This is a genomic window from Emticicia sp. 17c, assembly GCF_037153985.1.
Lineage (GTDB): Bacteria > Bacteroidota > Bacteroidia > Cytophagales > Spirosomataceae > Emticicia.
Genome location: NZ_JBBAYI010000012.1, coordinates 15,972 through 31,056 on the forward strand (window position 1 = coordinate 15,972; position 15,085 = coordinate 31,056).

General features: G+C 38.2%; 14 protein-coding genes. 7 read left to right on the forward strand and 7 right to left on the reverse strand.

Annotation, left to right across the window (positions count from 1 at the left end):
- Positions 1-20: 20 nt before the first annotated feature.
- Both WAA15_RS20075 and WAA15_RS20080 read right to left on the reverse strand, forming a co-directional pair.
- Complete coding sequence (locus WAA15_RS20075) at positions 21-1,058, reverse strand: MBL fold metallo-hydrolase (RefSeq protein ID WP_337044623.1); 1,038 nt, start codon at positions 1,056-1,058, stop codon at positions 21-23.
- Between the two features lie 67 nt (positions 1,059-1,125).
- Positions 1,126-2,703, reverse strand: coding sequence for a Na+/H+ antiporter (locus WAA15_RS20080; RefSeq protein WP_337044624.1), 1,578 nt, complete (start codon positions 2,701-2,703; stop codon positions 1,126-1,128).
- 357 nt (positions 2,704-3,060) lie between these two features.
- Here WAA15_RS20080 and WAA15_RS20085 point away from each other — a divergent pair, with 357 nt between their 5' ends.
- Entirely contained in the window at positions 3,061-4,569 is a 1,509-nt protein-coding gene (locus tag WAA15_RS20085) for a cytochrome c peroxidase (protein WP_337044625.1), read from the forward strand.
- A 105-nt stretch (positions 4,570-4,674) separates the two neighbouring features.
- Here the strand turns inward: WAA15_RS20085 and WAA15_RS20090 are convergent, their stop codons facing one another.
- The 3 genes from WAA15_RS20090 to WAA15_RS20100 are packed head-to-tail and all read right to left on the reverse strand — an operon-like array spanning position 4,675 to position 8,031.
- Positions 4,675-5,739, reverse strand: coding sequence for a serine hydrolase domain-containing protein (locus WAA15_RS20090; RefSeq protein ID WP_337044626.1), 1,065 nt, complete (start codon positions 5,737-5,739; stop codon positions 4,675-4,677).
- A 54-nt stretch (positions 5,740-5,793) separates the two neighbouring features.
- Complete coding sequence (locus WAA15_RS20095; RefSeq protein WP_337044627.1) at positions 5,794-6,888, reverse strand: helix-turn-helix domain-containing protein; 1,095 nt, start codon at positions 6,886-6,888, stop codon at positions 5,794-5,796.
- A gap of 57 nt (positions 6,889-6,945) precedes the next feature.
- Positions 6,946-8,031: a hypothetical protein gene (locus WAA15_RS20100; protein WP_337044628.1), complete on the reverse strand. Its 1,086-nt coding sequence runs from the start codon at positions 8,029-8,031 to the stop codon at positions 6,946-6,948.
- A gap of 452 nt (positions 8,032-8,483) precedes the next feature.
- On the opposite strand from WAA15_RS20100, the gene WAA15_RS20105 reads away from it, so the two are divergent.
- From WAA15_RS20105 to WAA15_RS20130, 6 genes are all read left to right on the forward strand, one after another.
- Positions 8,484-9,023 (forward strand): SRPBCC family protein, encoded by a 540-nt coding sequence (locus tag WAA15_RS20105; protein ID WP_337044629.1) that lies wholly within the window; start codon positions 8,484-8,486, stop codon positions 9,021-9,023.
- Positions 9,024-9,034: 11 nt separating this feature from the next.
- Entirely contained in the window at positions 9,035-9,271 is a 237-nt protein-coding gene (locus WAA15_RS20110) for a hypothetical protein (RefSeq protein WP_337044630.1), read from the forward strand.
- A gap of 42 nt (positions 9,272-9,313) precedes the next feature.
- Positions 9,314-10,381 carry a recombinase RecA gene (gene recA / locus WAA15_RS20115; RefSeq protein ID WP_337044631.1) on the forward strand — a complete coding sequence of 356 codons (1,068 nt, stop codon included), beginning with the start codon at positions 9,314-9,316 and terminating at the stop codon, positions 10,379-10,381.
- A 244-nt stretch (positions 10,382-10,625) separates the two neighbouring features.
- On the forward strand, positions 10,626-11,435 hold the full coding sequence (locus WAA15_RS20120; protein WP_337044632.1) for a PspA/IM30 family protein: 810 nt from the start codon (positions 10,626-10,628) through the stop codon (positions 11,433-11,435).
- 11 nt (positions 11,436-11,446) lie between these two features.
- Positions 11,447-12,004 carry a TerD family protein gene (locus WAA15_RS20125; protein ID WP_337044633.1) on the forward strand — a complete coding sequence of 186 codons (558 nt, stop codon included), beginning with the start codon at positions 11,447-11,449 and terminating at the stop codon, positions 12,002-12,004.
- Positions 12,005-12,016: 12 nt separating this feature from the next.
- Positions 12,017-12,625 (forward strand): TerD family protein, encoded by a 609-nt coding sequence (locus tag WAA15_RS20130; protein WP_337044634.1) that lies wholly within the window; start codon positions 12,017-12,019, stop codon positions 12,623-12,625.
- A 20-nt stretch (positions 12,626-12,645) separates the two neighbouring features.
- Here WAA15_RS20130 and WAA15_RS20135 read toward each other — a convergent pair whose 3' ends face one another.
- The gene (locus tag WAA15_RS20135; protein ID WP_337044635.1) at positions 12,646-13,266 is read right to left on the reverse strand and encodes a pseudouridine synthase; all 621 of its coding nucleotides are present in this window, start codon (positions 13,264-13,266) and stop codon (positions 12,646-12,648) included.
- An 85-nt stretch (positions 13,267-13,351) separates the two neighbouring features.
- The gene (locus tag WAA15_RS20140) at positions 13,352-14,902 is read right to left on the reverse strand and encodes an NFACT RNA binding domain-containing protein (protein ID WP_337044636.1); all 1,551 of its coding nucleotides are present in this window, start codon (positions 14,900-14,902) and stop codon (positions 13,352-13,354) included.
- Positions 14,903-15,085 lie beyond the last annotated feature (183 nt).

Here is a 15,085-nt window from a genome sequence, read left to right on the forward strand (position 1 = left end):
CTGGCACCTTATTCTCACGTTTATTCTTGCCACCATTTTCTCCAGACTTTACCTGTGTCGTTCAGGTCAACTTTCTCACCAATTCTTGGCGTAATGATGGGCATTTTAGCCGCTTCGGCAGCCACTGTAACCCGTTGCAATGGTTCATACCAAGGATGCTGTGCCAATTTAAATTTTGAATTATGCACCGGAATAAAATTACTGGCTTTCAGGTCTTTTACTTCCTCAATGATTTCTTCAGGAAAAGAATGTATATAAGGCCATTGTTGATTGTATTGCCCGCACTCCATAATAGCTAGGTCAAAAGGTCCGAACTTTTCACCTATTTCTTTAAAATGTGGCCCATAGCCACTATCGCCCCCAAGAAATATTTTTTTTGATGGAGTCTGTAACACAAAGGATGTCCAGAGAGATATATTTCGTGCAAATAACCTACCTGAAAAGTGCCTTGCAGGTGTTAAGGTAACCTGAAACCCATTACCTAAATCGGCGCTTTCGTACCAGTTTTTTTCAATGATTTTATCTTTATCCCAACCCCAGTATTCAAAATGCTGGGCTACTCCCAAGCCACAAACTACTTTATTTACTTTGGGTTGTAGCTTCTGTACGGTCTCATAATCGAGGTGGTCCCAATGGTCGTGCGAGATAAAAAGTACGTCTAATTCGGGTATATCTTCTGCCTGTGTAAAATTTGTTCCGGCAAATGGCCTGATAGAGTTTGGTACAGGCGAGGCATTTCCGCTGAATACAGGGTCAACAAGAAACTTTTTACCATCTGCCTGAATGAAATAAGAACTATGCCCAAACCAGACTAAAACCTGTTCGGTGGAAGGTATATTTTTTAAATCAGTCTCAACAGTTTCTATTATTTTTTTAGGTTCCGTATCGGGGTGCTTTCCAAAAAAATTCCAGAGTACTTTAGCCATATTTGCTCCTTCGGCCAAAGCGGGTGTAAGAACCTGATTCTGGAATTGTCCGTTCTTATAATTAGAAAGTGTATTAAAATAGGCTTTTCGTTTCTTGTCAGGAAACTGCCCGAATTTTTTAGCTAGGTTCATTCTTTGTTGCTTAAATAATCAATAGTAGGCGTGTTTTCAGAGAACATTCAGTTTCTTGAAAATGTTGCTAATCCAGATTTATTTTTTCTTCTTCAAGGTCTATATGATGCAGATACTTTCTTATGATTTCCTCATCTATACGTTGCATATTCTTGTTTTTTTCCAGTAATAAATGACGATGCCGTTCAAGAATAGTTTTATAAATTGTTTTTACGCTTTCAGGCATATTTGTTCTTTCTTCCGATTGTAACTGGATTTCCCAATGGCTTGCCAGATGTTTTAAAACCAGATTATTTTCCAGTTCTTCCTGATGGTTTTCGGTCAGATACCCTAATGAATCTTTTGCCAGTTCTTCCCGAATCAGTAGTTCGGTTTCTTCTTCCGACAGATGGTCATTATATTGCGGTATATGTATTTTTCTGATTACCACAGGCAGGGTCAGCCCTTGTAAAACTAACGTAACCAGTATCACAACGAAAGTTATGTACAGAATCAGGTTTCGTTGCGGAAAAGAAGCACCATTAGCCAAAGTAGCAGGAATAGATAAAGCAGCAGCCAACGAAACTACTCCACGCATACCCGTCCAGCCCAGAATAAAAGGTCCTCTCAAACCCGGGTTTTTGTCGGCCACTGTAATAAAATAACTAGCAATTTTGGTGACCACCACGGCCCCGTAGGCAGCAATCATTCGGCCTATGATTAAAACCAGCGTAATGAGCAAACCATACCCTGTGGCTTCGTAGAAATTGGTTCCTTCTTCTTTCAGACCCGACACTATTTCGGGCAGGTCTAGCCCAATTAATAAAAAAACAAGGCCGTTCAACAAAAACACCAGACTCTGCCACACGTTTTCGCCTCGCAAGCGAGATGAACCACTCAAAAAACGATGCCTGTGGTTTGATAACAAAAGCCCCCCTCCTACTACTGCTAAAACCCCTGAGCTATGCAATTCTTCGGCAGCAATATACATGGCATACGGTGTAACCAGCGACAAGATAATATCCATGTTTACATCGGTTGGCAGCCACTTATGTGCTTTCATAAAAATAAAACCTACTATTAACCCTATACCCACGCCCCCTATTACCATCCAGCTAAAGCTCATGGCTGCCTGATACCAGACAAACTGCCCGGTGGCTACGGCAATCATGGCAAAACGGAAAATAATCAGAGAAGAAGCATCGTTCAACAGGCTTTCTCCTTCCAGTATTGACGACATCCGCTTAGGTACTTTTACAAATCTCAGAATCGCGCTGGCACTCACAGCATCGGGTGGTGAAACAATACCCCCCAATAAAAAACCTAAAGCCAGCGAAAAACCAGGAATAAAGGCATTAGCTACTAATGCCACAGAAATGGCTGTCAGGAAAACAACTACAAAAGCAAAACTACCTATAATACGCCGCCAGTACCAGAGTTCTTTCCATGAGTTGGCCCAAGCAGCTTCATAAAGTAATGGGGGCAGAAAAATAATAAAAATCAGTTCGGGGTCAATTTTTAGCACTGGCACCCCCGGTATAAAACTGATTGTTAAACCCGCCAATACTAGTAGTACCGGATACGCTACTTTAATTTTATTGGCTAGCATTATCAGTAACACAATAATGACTATCAGGATAAGATAAAAAGGAAAATGGTCTAGCATTTTAAAAGGCAATTATAGTAGGTTAATATTTATGAGCTTAGGCTTTATGAATGTACTCGGTTAAGTACTACTCTTGTCAAATTTAATAGTAAAATTAACTTTGTTTTTACTTCATGCAAGAAAGTAGTTACACTTATTAGGGTATTTGTAAGTTTAAAACCTCTTTAATAACAGTGAATAGTAATTTAATTGTTTTACAAATTAATTCAGAAAATATTCTGCAAAACCAAAGGCTTTATTATTTTGCAGAAAAATGGGGTTTGTTTATTAATTAAAATACTAAATGCCCGCTGGTTATCGTACTTAATAATATTCAGACAGAAAACATCAAACCGCTTCCGAAACAGCAGTTATTTAATGAACATAAAGCTAAAAACGGGTATTATTTTGATTATGATTGCTTTTTTATCGTTTAAAAGCAAGCAAGAAACTACCCTTTTTTCGGTACCTGCCAATTTTCCAAAACCAGCTTATGACTTCCTGAATAACTCCATTACACCCGCAGGTGTAGAACTCGGCAAAACCTTGTTTTATGATGCCGTTCTGTCGTCAGACAACACCATAAGCTGTGGTAGTTGTCACCAGCAAACGGCGGGTTTTACTCAACATGGCCATATACTCAGCCATGGCGTTAACGACAGGCTCAGTAAACGAAACGCCATGCCCTTGTTTAATCTGGCATGGGCTACTAGTTTTGGTTGGGATGGCAGCGTGCCACATCTAGATTTCTTTGCGGTGTCACCGATAACAAATCCGGCAGAAATGGATGAATCGATGGCCAATGTACTGGAAAAACTACGTACCTCGCCCCTATACCCTGAATTATTTACGAAAGCCTTTGGCAGTGCTGAAATCAATAACGAACGATTCCTGAAAGCTCTTTCTCAGTTTATGCTCACGATGGTTTCGGCCAATACCAGATATGACCGCTACATTCGGAACGAAGGCATTACACTCAATCCCATTGAGCTTGAAGGGCTCGCATTGTTTAAACAAAAATGTGCTTCTTGCCATTCGGGTGACCTTTTTACTGATTTTTCGTTCAGGAATAACGGTTTAGCCGCGAAAGATAACGACAAAGGTCGGTTTGAGATAACCCAACAGGAGACTGATAAATTCAGATTCAAGGTGCCAAGCCTTAGAAATTTAACCTATACTTCGCCTTATATGCACGATGGGCGGTTTTCAACGCTTGAACAAGTGCTGGAACATTATACCACAAAAGTAGAAAAAACACCTTCGCTTGACCCTATTCTTATCAAAGACGGGCAAACAGGTATTCGGATGAATGCCGATGAACAACAAAAGATTATTGCTTTTCTGAAAACTCTTGATGACGAAGACTTTGTTAAAAATACTTTGTTCTCAGAAAGCACACTCATAAGCGATATTCCCCGAAAAAATATTGATGCCGAATTAAAAAACTTCACAGTTACCGATGCCTCCACAAAGGCTTTATTTGGGCAAGCTATTGAAGCCTACCTCAGAATTAAGGTATCAATTCAAGAAAAAAACACCTTATCGGCCGCCGAAGCGGCCCGAATCCTGATTAAAACCTTAAACAGAGTTCGGATTACTGATACCGCAGCAAAAGGCTTTTTTGAAAACTATCAGGAAAAAATATTTCTTGATGCCAAACGAATAATTGAGGGAGAAAATTTTTTTGCCCATCAGTTCGACCACTTCGATGAGCTATCTGAACACTTCTATATTATTGTTGCTTCTTTTAAAGCAAATGATAAAACCCTCTATTTTACTGAATGCTTAAAGTCGGACATGAAATGGCTGAGCGATACAGCCAATGATAGTTTTCTGGCTGCTGATTGTAAAGAATTACAACATAAGACCTTGCCTGTATCCCGATAAACCACCTGTATATAGCCATTAAAATAGTAGCCTGCCTGTTTAAAAGCTATGTTCCTGAATGCCTACTAAAAAACATTCAGGAACCCCACAAACTCAATGATTTATTTACTGGCAGGCGGTTATCATCAGGTGATGTAAATCCTGATGGTGCTGCCTTGAGGCTTGTTTGCCTTTCCACATAAATAAACCTTGTTGTAAAAGCGACCGCCCCGTATCGTTACGCGAAACAACCACGAGTTTATGCTGCCGGTCAACAATCATGAATTGCCCTCCCCAACCCGAGGCCCAGAAAGTCCCCTCGTCGGTGTCGTTCAGCCATAAATAAGCATAGTGGTCAAAAGGTTCGTTCCCTTTATCTTCCGAGTAGGGTTGAGTACTTTCGGCCACCCAACTTGCCGACACTATCGATTTCCCTTTCCAATAACCATTGTTCAGCATTAACACTCCTATACGGGCCAAGTCTTCTGCTGTCATGAAAATAATATACTGCCTGTGTTCTGAGTAATCGGGCTGCTTGTAAATCACGTAATTAGCTCTGAACTTCTTCATACCTAAAGGTTTGGCCAACCATTCTTCAATAGCTTCGCCAATACTGAGGCGTGTCTGTTGTTCAAATATGGTTCCTAATACATTAAAGCCCCAGTTGTTGTAATAAAAAAATTCTCCGGGCTTGTGCATACCTCGCTTTGGGCGAGCCGCTTTCATTTCTTTGGTTTCGCCTGCCGCTTCTATATAAATACCCGAACGTGACATCAGTAAATCTCTTACCGTACAGGTTTTCTCAAGGGCTGTAAGAGGGGCTTTTTTATCATCAATGTTTAATGTGCCCAACGTCTGGTTTAGTTGAATTAACCCTTTGTCGATAGCAATGCCATAAAGTACGCTCATAATACTTTTTCGGGCCGAGTGTGTCATGATAGGCAGACTTACATCTCCCCACGAGGCCAATACGCTATCATTTCTGAGCGCAATAAAAGCATCATATTGGGTTTCTTTTTCCAGAAACTGATAAGCCTCATTTATTTTATCTTTTTTCTTTAGTGAGGTAATTTCAGGTAATGGCTGATAGCTTGTATTGGGCCTATTCCAGAATTTGGGCGAACACGAAATAAAAAATGTGGCACCTGACAGTAATACACTTGCAATGATGATTTTTCTTTGCTTTTTCATGATTGTTTTTAAGTTTTTTGGCAAAGAAAAATCATTAATAGAGGGATAATCCTCTCAAAAAGTGTTTTGAGAGTTATTTTTTTGCATAAAATCTTTAGGAGACTGCCCCGTTACGGTTTTGAATACACGGTAGAAACTAGCTTCTGAATTAAACCCCGACTCGAGGGCGATTCCCAAGATAGACAAGTGTTTATAATTAGTATTGTTAAGTTTACGTTTCACTTCTTCTATTCGTTGCTCATTGATAAAGTTTCTGAAGTTCTTCTGAAATTCATTATTGATTACCACCGAAAGTGCGGTTTCACTTACGCCTATTTTTTTTGCTAATGTTTGAAGATTTAACTCAGCATCCAGAAAAACTTTTTCCTGATTCATTGCCCTGAGTAGCTTGTCTTTTATGGCTGTTATCTGTTGTTTATCTAAAGATATGGCCGAGCGTTTTTCTGACAAAAAACTTATTTCAAAATCCTTTTGCTGATACCCCGCAAAACCTAAATAATATACCAACACAGCCAAATAAAAATAAAAAAACTGCCATTTGATGAAAAATTTTGCATTCAGATTAAAGAAAACATCCAACGAGATATTAATCATTAACAATACAACCATGATGCTTAGCCCGATTAAAACATTACGAAGCCAGTTATAACTCGGATACCCCGCATCGGCAATATGGGTATCGAGCCACTGTTTGTATGCTTGTATGCGCCTGAAACTTAGAAACCAGTAAATACCCCCTGAAATAACCGAGAGTATATCTTCAATTGTTTTGACACGGTTATAGTAAAGGCTTTCTGCCAGTAGATCTTTTTGGTGAATATCGGTGGTTTGTTGTACTACAACATATACCCATAAGGCATGCACAAAAAACAACATGGTGGGTATAAAATGAAACCAGTATTTACGCAGCAGATGCTCGTGTTTTTGTGTAAGCAAAAGAGCATAGATATAAAAAAGCGGCTGAATAAGCAAATCAAAAGCTAGTGGCAAATACCGCCAATATGCTAACTGCCACAATCCTAAGGTATGAAGCAGAATTTTAAAACTCAGTATCAGGAATGTTAATAAAATAAAAGCCAATATGCGTTTACTTACCTGCACCGGCCGATGCAGTAATAACAGCATGGCACAGATAAAACCCTGTGCCATGCCAAGCAACACAATTATGTCGAATATCTGTAAATTAATAAGCGTATAAATTAACTTTTATGGCAATTGATATTTTAAATACAGCCCCTCTGAATGTTCAAAAATATTGTTCTGAACATCGTAGTGTGGTTCAAGCCTTAGCGAAATATTCAGCCCATCTATTACTTTCCAGTCTCTTACTAATCTTAAAATCAGAATACTTCTGTATGGCTCATAATGGTCTGTATTATTGAATTTACGAGATTCAGACTGAAATAAATCATTACCCATAGGCGAATTAAAGAAATGCCCGAACCAGTAGCTTAAACCTATCTGATATTTAGGGTGTTTCCAGTAAGTATTCAGGTAATAGGCACTTCCCTGGTAGGGTGATTCAAAATAGCCTGCATAATAATTGTCTGCAATCAGGCTTTGGTTACCGCCAAAATCCTTTTGTACTCTTACACCCAAAGCAGTATTTAGTAAGGTGCGCACAGGCAGCGTTGACTGGATATTCTGCCCACCCATGTGGAAAACACTTCCTTGAGCCAGTGCTTTTAATTTAATGCCCATTACCACAATAGCAGGGCTATAAAACGAAAGACCCGCCCATATATGCTCCTGATTGCTTTGCCCCGGACCCGTATTACGCTGCCAGTCAAGCCATGAGTCAAAAAAAGTTTCGTCTGTCGTATTTGTTTTTTTAAGTGTGTTGGTTTTCTGGTATTTAACCTGTAAGCCATGTTCAAGCGGAGCTTTAATCAGGCGTTCAAAACTCATTAACGGTTCAATCATGCGGTGGTTAAGATTTCCTTCCAGATTCCCAAAAAGAAAACGCCAGTTATTTTGCTGTATCCGAACCGTAAAAGTAGGTTGCAGTTCTTGTAACCCCTTACTACCAAACTCTTTACGTGCAAAAGCACCTAGCTCAAGCTGTACTTTTTCGTGTGGCTGATAACTGATTTTCGGATTCAGATAGTAACCAAACAAGGTATAACCATCTGTGATTTCGTTGAAATATTCGTTATTTCGGACATATCCTAAAGCCGAAATATTAAATTGTACTTTTCCTAGTTTATTCCTATTATAAGAATAAGTACTTTCAAGAGCGTTTGTACTGGTCTGTGCGTAATTTTTTGCAGAAATCAGCACTAAAATTGCCATACAAAAATTTTTCCAATTTAAAAATCCGTTCATCATTAAAAAAAACCGTTCATCATTTTTTATACACATAATATTTTAATTTTATATACCTTTGTATCGTTCAAAAGGTCAAGAGTTAATAAAAAGATAATTCAAGAGGTGTTATTTAAAAGTCTGATTTTTAAGTTATTTTTTCAAAAATTAAGTTTGTATTTTTTTTATAAAATTCATCTTTGAAAGTTATACCAAAAAAGCCTGACTTTTTTCTAAACAGAAAAGTAAAGATAAAAAATGAAAACTAATGATACTGGTTCATTTTAAAATTATTAATAAACAATGGCTGAAAGCAGGTAGTAAGGAATAAATGCCACGGGGTATTGGGTAGATAAAATTGTTTTGTGCATAAAGGCTAATAAATAGTATTCAGCAACACAGTATAACTCTAATGAATATTAACCTTAAATTTTATAAAAATGAAAATGCTAAAAACTATCCTGCTTACAATACTTGGTATTGTGGCACTTGCTTTGATAGCTGCCCTATTTATTAAAAAGGAATATGCTGTTGAAAAAGAGATTACCATCAATAAACCTAAGGCAGAAGTATTTGAGTATATTAAATTATTAAAAAACCAGAACAATTATAGTGCATGGGCAAAGCTAGACCCCAACATGAAAAAAGAATACAAAGGTACAGATGGCACTGTGGGGTTTGTGTCGGCTTGGGATAGCGAAAACGGCGACGCAGGCAAAGGAGAGCAGGAAATCAAAAAAATTGCTGATGGCGAAAGAATTGATTATGAATTAAGATTCATTGAGCCAATTAAATCAACTGATATTGCTTATATGACAACCCAAAGTATTGACTCAACCCATACGAAAGTAAAATGGGGTTTTCAAGGAAAAATGGTGTATCCGACTAACCTGATGCTGGCTTTCATGAACATCAACGAAATGATTGGCAAAGATTTAACCGATGGCTTAACAAATTTAAAAAGTATACTTGAAAAATAATTGTTAAAAAAATGGCTGGATTTAAAACAAAATACAAGAGCAAACGTGTTAAAGATTTTTTGAACACAATTGAAAACGAAAAAAAACGTTTAGATTGCTTTGATTTGTTAAAAATGGCAAGTCAGCAAGAAACTGATAAAAAAATTCAGGATGTGTTAGTGGTGTCAAATTTATTAGCCAATTTTCAAAGGCTGATTCATGAAAATTTCATTTCGACCTCACTTACCGACACATTAAATAATAAATAATTTCACAAACTTAGAACAAATTCTAATCTCAATTATTAAAAAATGGCAGCAGAAAAAGACAACAGCAACGACAAATTGAAGATTCTCCAAACAACGATGGAGAAATTAGATAAAACTTTTGGTAAAGGTACGGTTATGCGATTGAGCGACACAAAAGTTTTAGAAATCCCTTCTATTTCTACGGGTTCACTTGGCCTGGACCTTGCGTTGGGTGTAAATGGCTTTCCTAAAGGACGTATCATTGAAATATATGGACCTGAGTCTTCTGGTAAAACAACTCTTGCCATGCAGGCAATTGCAGAAGCACAGAAAGGTGGCGGTATAGCTGCGTTTATTGATGCAGAACACGCCTTTGACCGCGTATATGCACAAAAATTAGGTATCGATACTAAAAACTTGCTCATTTCTCAGCCTGATTACGGCGAGCAGGCACTCGAAATCGCAGAACATCTGATTAGCTCAGGAGCTATTGATATTTGTGTAATTGACTCCGTAGCTGCACTTGTACCAAAAGCCGAACTTGAAGGCGATATGGGCGATAGCAAAATGGGTCTTCAGGCACGTATGATGTCACAAGCGATGCGTAAGCTTACCGGAACCATCAATAAAACTGGCTGTTGCTGTATTTTCATCAACCAGTTACGTGATAAAATCGGTGTGATGTTCGGTAACCCTGAAACTACTACCGGTGGTAATGCCTTGAAATTCTATGCTTCGGTCAGAATCGATATTCGCCGTATTGGTGCTATCAAAGATGGCGAAGATGTACTAGGTAACCGTACCCGCGTAAAAGTTGTAAAAAATAAAGTGGCTCCTCCGTTCAAGGTAGTGGAATTTGATATTCTTTACGGACAAGGCGTTTCAAAAGCCGGTGAAGTACTTGACTTGGCAGTTGACCTTGAAATTGTGAAAAAATCAGGTTCGTGGTTCTCTTACGGCGGTAGTAAACTAGGACAAGGCCGTGATGGTGTAAGAGATATGCTGAAAGACAACCCTGAATTGATGGCAGAACTTGAAGAAAAAATCAAGGCTGCCGTAGCTACAAACGCCGATGCCCTGATGGATACCAAACCGGGTGACCAAGATGGCGTTGTAGATAACGAAGAATAAAATAGATACATTAGGATATAAGTTTGGATCGAAAAAGGCCACCCGCTGGGTGACCTTTTTTTTATTCTGCTACCTGCCAGTTGTACGTTAATAGTTTTTGTGTTCGTCTCTGAAATTATAGATAAGCTGCTGATATTCATCAAATTTTCAAACGTCGCCGTCATTATTTCTATCCTGCCATCAAAAGTATCTTGAGAAAAATCTTGCCCTCCACTTGTTTTGCTCCCACAAAAACAAGAAAAAAATGCTCTCAAATCTACTCAAAAGACTATTAAATATCAGTAAAGCGAAAGCCAACGATGCCCTTGACCACATAGAAGACCCCGTTCAGATGATGAAACTGGCAGTAGCTGAACTGGAAGAAGCTATAATAAAAGTAACAAAAGCATTAGCGGTTGCGATGGCCAACCAGCAAAGGCTCGAAAAAGACCATGAACAATTCAGACTGGAAGGAATTACGTGGTATCAGAAGGCAAGTATCGCACTGCAAAATGGGAATGAAGCATTAGCAAAAAAAGCCCTCTTGCAAAAAGCATTAGCCGAAAAAAAAGAGACCGAATACAAAGCTCTGGCCGAGCATTCACGAAAAATGGTGCAGCAACTAGCCGTTCAGCTTGACGACTTCAAGTTAAAGCTGGAAGAAGCAAAAACCAAACAACGCATATATGCCGCCAAAGCTGAAAGTGCTAAAGCTCAAAAACAGATTTCGGCATCAATAAGCGGTTTAAATACCAGTGCATTAGCCAATATGAGCAAGTATGAAGATAAAATTAACCAGTTATCGGCTGAAGCCGAAAGTCTTACCGCCTTAAACTCGGCAGGTAGTAGCCTCATAAAAGAATTTCAGGAGATTGAAACAAACCTGACTGTGACTGATGATTTGGAAACTTTAAAAAATCAATTGTCAGTAGCTAGCCAAAAGCAGCAGGTCGAAAAACTGGAAGAAATACAAAGAAAATTTGAGGAAATGAATAAAAACACAGAAAAACTGCCACAACAAGCAGATTCAACTAAAGATATAAACAAACGATTAAACGATTTTTTCAACCAATAAATAAAAATAAAATGTCAATTGACTTAAAAAAAGGTGGTTTTATCAACTTAAGCAAAGAAACAACCAAACTCAGCAAAATAATGATTGGCCTAGGCTGGGAACAAACAAGTATGCGTCTCGACCTCGACGCATCGGTGTTTGTTCTGGCAGCAGACGGGCGTTTGTTAAACAATGATTATTTCATTTTTTACAACAATACCAAATCGCCCGATAAAGCAATAGAACATCTGGGTGATAACCGTTCGGGGTCGGCAGAAGACGATGACGAAATTATATTGGCTAATCTGGCTACTATTACGCCTGAAGCCAAAGAACTTGCCATTTGTATTTCTATTCATGACGCTGTCAAGCGAGGCCATAACTTTGGTTTGCTTCAAGATGCTTACGTCAGAATTATTGATGTAGAAACAAAGAAAGAAATAAGCAAATATGACCTTGATGCCTCACACTTCAACGAAAATGCCCTGATATTTGCCCGCATTAAAAAATCGGGCGATGAGTGGTATTTTCATGCAGACTCGCAAGGTTCGGTAACTGAACTGCAAGGTATTGTCGACTTATTCATTTAACCACATATCTAAATGATAAATCTTGCTAAAAACTCAAGAATTTCGTTAGAAAAAAACGGAATTGACCTGAAAGAAATTACCATAGGACTCGATTGGGGAAGTATTCAACATAAAACTTTTCTGGGTTTGTTTAATACCAGCGAAGCTGTTGACCTCGATAGTTCCGTGTCGCTTTTCAGTAAAGACAAAACAGAGCTTGAAACGATATATTATAACCATCTGCGTTCAAGAAATAACGCCATTAAACATAGTGGTGATGACAGAACAGGCGACAAAGGTGCAGATAACAAAGATAATGAGGTGATTAGTATCAATCTTGAAAAAATTGACCCATCGGTAGAAAGTATTTTCTTTTATCTGAACTCATACAAACAACAAGATTTTGCTACTATACCTTATTCAAAAATCAGAATTATGGAAGGTAAACATCATAATCCGACAAAGGTTTTTGCTAGTTTTAATTTATCTTCTGAGGTATCTTATCAAGGACACGTATCGATGCTAATGGCCTGCCTGAAAAGAACACAAGGCGGACGCTGGGAATTTACGGCGCTGGGGGAGCCTATCAAAGCCAAAAATATTGGCGAAACCATTCAGCTTATTCAAAGCAGGTATTTATAATATTTTTCGGGAGAGGAACCCTACACCTCTCCTGCTTTAATATTGTTTAAAAACCTGTACTGGCCTGACTGGAGGTTTTCCAGTTGAATCGTTCCTATCCGAACACGTATCAGGCTTAGGACTTCATAATGTAACTTGTAACACATCCGCCTGATTTGCCTGTTCAGCCCCTGCACCAGAATAATTTTAAAAGTATATTCGTTTATTTGTTCTATATGGCAAGGCAGGGTCATTTTACCCATAATTTTAATTCCACTGGCCATTGAAGTCAGAAAAAGCGCATCAATTTTTTTATCAACAGTAACAATGTATTCCTTTTCTGTTTTATGTTCATTACGAAGTATTTTATCGTAAAGGGTTCCATCGTTGGTTAATAATAACAAACCCTCCGAGGCTTTGTCTAGCCTGCCAACCGGAAAAACCTCATCTTCAAAAGGCAAAATAAGTTTCAGGTTATCAGGTATACCCTCGTTTAATGTTGTTTCTATGCCCCGTGGTTTGTAAAAAGCAACATAAATTAGTTTTTTACCTTCTTTTAGTATATTACCCTCGTATTTTACTTCGTCAGTCTGGGTAAGTTCTATATTAGTGCAAACTGGCTCGTTGTTTACCAATACTGTGTCTGATAAAATTATTGCCAAAGCCTGTTTATTTGAAACCCTTAGCTTTTTTACTAATAAATATTGAAGCCTGTTCCTGAAAGTCATGAATTACACTGTATTTCTTTTATAAAACTTTAGGTTCAACCATCACTACTTCTTCTTTTTCTACAATTACTTGTCCTTCGGCCAAATCTTTAGTTTTTCTGACAAATTTCTTTTGTGTGAGTATCACCGGAGCCAGCGTTTCGTTACGACGTTTGGAGTAATAAGCAGCCAGCGACGCTGCCGCTTCAATTACGTTGTTAGGAATTTTTTTTCCGGCCTTATATTTCACTATCACGTGCGACCCCTGCGCGTCACGGGCGTGTAGCCAAAGGTCTTCTTTATAAGCATATTGTTGTGTCAGTAGATCGTTGTTTTTGGCGTTTCGTCCTACAAGAATTTCAAATCCATCTACTTCAAAACGTTTGAATAATTCCTTATAATTAGTTACCTGTGTTGATGTACGGGTAAGTTTATTGACTTTAAGGTAATTTCGTAGGGTTTTTAGGTTTTCGGCCTGTTCAATTTTCTCTATATGCTGCTGAATAGTTGTTAATAAGGCTTCTCGGCTTTCTATATTTTCGATGAGTTTCTCTATTTCGATTTTTTCATTCTTCGATTTGCGGTAGTAATGCTCGGCGTTTTTCTGCGGCGAAAGGTCTGATTTTAGCTTGATACTGATATTCTGGTTTCTATAAAAATCAAATAACTCTACCTTTTCAGTCCGTTCTGGTATCTGATGAAGATTAGCCATTAAAATATGCCCGATTTCTTCATTTTTAATCTCAGAATCAATGGCGTACATGCGTTGGTAAGCATCTTTCAGGTATAGGTCTGTTTGCTTTTTTTCTTTATTTAGTTTACGAAGAACCTCAGCCTTTTCTTTATCAAGTGTACTTACTTTATTATAAAGAACATAAAAAGCATTGATTGCCTCGATTGGCTCGTTCAATTCCTGAATGACTTCTCCCACAGGCAACAACGACAAATGCAGTTGATGCTCCCACCGAATGATATAATAGCGTGGTTTTTCGAGTTGTTGGAGTATTTGCTGTATTTTTTCCCAAGAAACAATACCCTCGGCCAGATAATGATTAACTATCTTCCCAAAGGTCGGAAACAACTTGTGGTAGTGCTGCTGGTTTGCCTGAAATGCTTCGTAAGATTGGTCAATGGGGCGGTCGAGCGTACTAATTTTAAGATTTTTATCTGCTACAATCCGGCTATGAAAAAGGTCTATCACGTCATCCTGCTGAAAAAGTATAATATTCGACCTGTTGCCATACATTTTAAAAACAAGCGAAAAACCCTGTTCAAAATTAATGGCGAAACACCGTTCATTTAAAAATTGTCTTACGCTTATTACATCGAGGTCAATTATCTGGCTGAATAAATCAATACTGTTTTTCTTGGCACGCTCAAACTGGTCAGTAAAATACAGACATGAGAAATCAGGAAACACAACGGCTTTAATAAAAAACTCTTTATAGTTTTTCTTTTTCCCGCGGGCAGCGGCAAAACCCAGCACCAACTCATCTTTTTCCTGACTAAAACATTCCATGAGCTTCAAGCCAGTAATTTTAGTTCCGATTTGTTGGGTTAGCTGCCGTAAGAAATAATAATTATTTTGCACAACTTTAATAGTAAATGGTTTACAAAGGTACGTTAATTTCAGTAAAGTTTCTTAAAAGCCCTTTATATGAAACCCTTCCGAAACAAATTCAGGCAGGCTAGTAAGGGCTTATCAGTGCTTTTCTGTAATTGCTTTTGTTTTTATTTACGATAAAGTGTAACTTTGACAATTAAAATTCAACCC

Coding starts and splice junctions, on each gene's coding strand:
- WAA15_RS20075 (WP_337044623.1), bottom strand. CDS start 1,058: ATGAACCTAGCTAAAAAATTCGGGCAGTTTCCTGACAAGAAACGAAAA.
- WAA15_RS20080 (WP_337044624.1), bottom strand. CDS start 2,703: ATGCTAGACCATTTTCCTTTTTATCTTATCCTGATAGTCATTATTGTG.
- WAA15_RS20085 (WP_337044625.1), top strand. CDS start 3,061: ATGAACATAAAGCTAAAAACGGGTATTATTTTGATTATGATTGCTTTT.
- WAA15_RS20090 (WP_337044626.1), bottom strand. CDS start 5,739: ATGAAAAAGCAAAGAAAAATCATCATTGCAAGTGTATTACTGTCAGGT.
- WAA15_RS20095 (WP_337044627.1), bottom strand. CDS start 6,888: ATGGCACAGGGTTTTATCTGTGCCATGCTGTTATTACTGCATCGGCCG.
- WAA15_RS20100 (WP_337044628.1), bottom strand. CDS start 8,031: ATGGCAATTTTAGTGCTGATTTCTGCAAAAAATTACGCACAGACCAGT.
- WAA15_RS20105 (WP_337044629.1), top strand. CDS start 8,484: ATGAAAATGCTAAAAACTATCCTGCTTACAATACTTGGTATTGTGGCA.
- WAA15_RS20110 (WP_337044630.1), top strand. CDS start 9,035: ATGGCTGGATTTAAAACAAAATACAAGAGCAAACGTGTTAAAGATTTT.
- recA (WP_337044631.1), top strand. CDS start 9,314: ATGGCAGCAGAAAAAGACAACAGCAACGACAAATTGAAGATTCTCCAA.
- WAA15_RS20120 (WP_337044632.1), top strand. CDS start 10,626: ATGCTCTCAAATCTACTCAAAAGACTATTAAATATCAGTAAAGCGAAA.
- WAA15_RS20125 (WP_337044633.1), top strand. CDS start 11,447: ATGTCAATTGACTTAAAAAAAGGTGGTTTTATCAACTTAAGCAAAGAA.
- WAA15_RS20130 (WP_337044634.1), top strand. CDS start 12,017: ATGATAAATCTTGCTAAAAACTCAAGAATTTCGTTAGAAAAAAACGGA.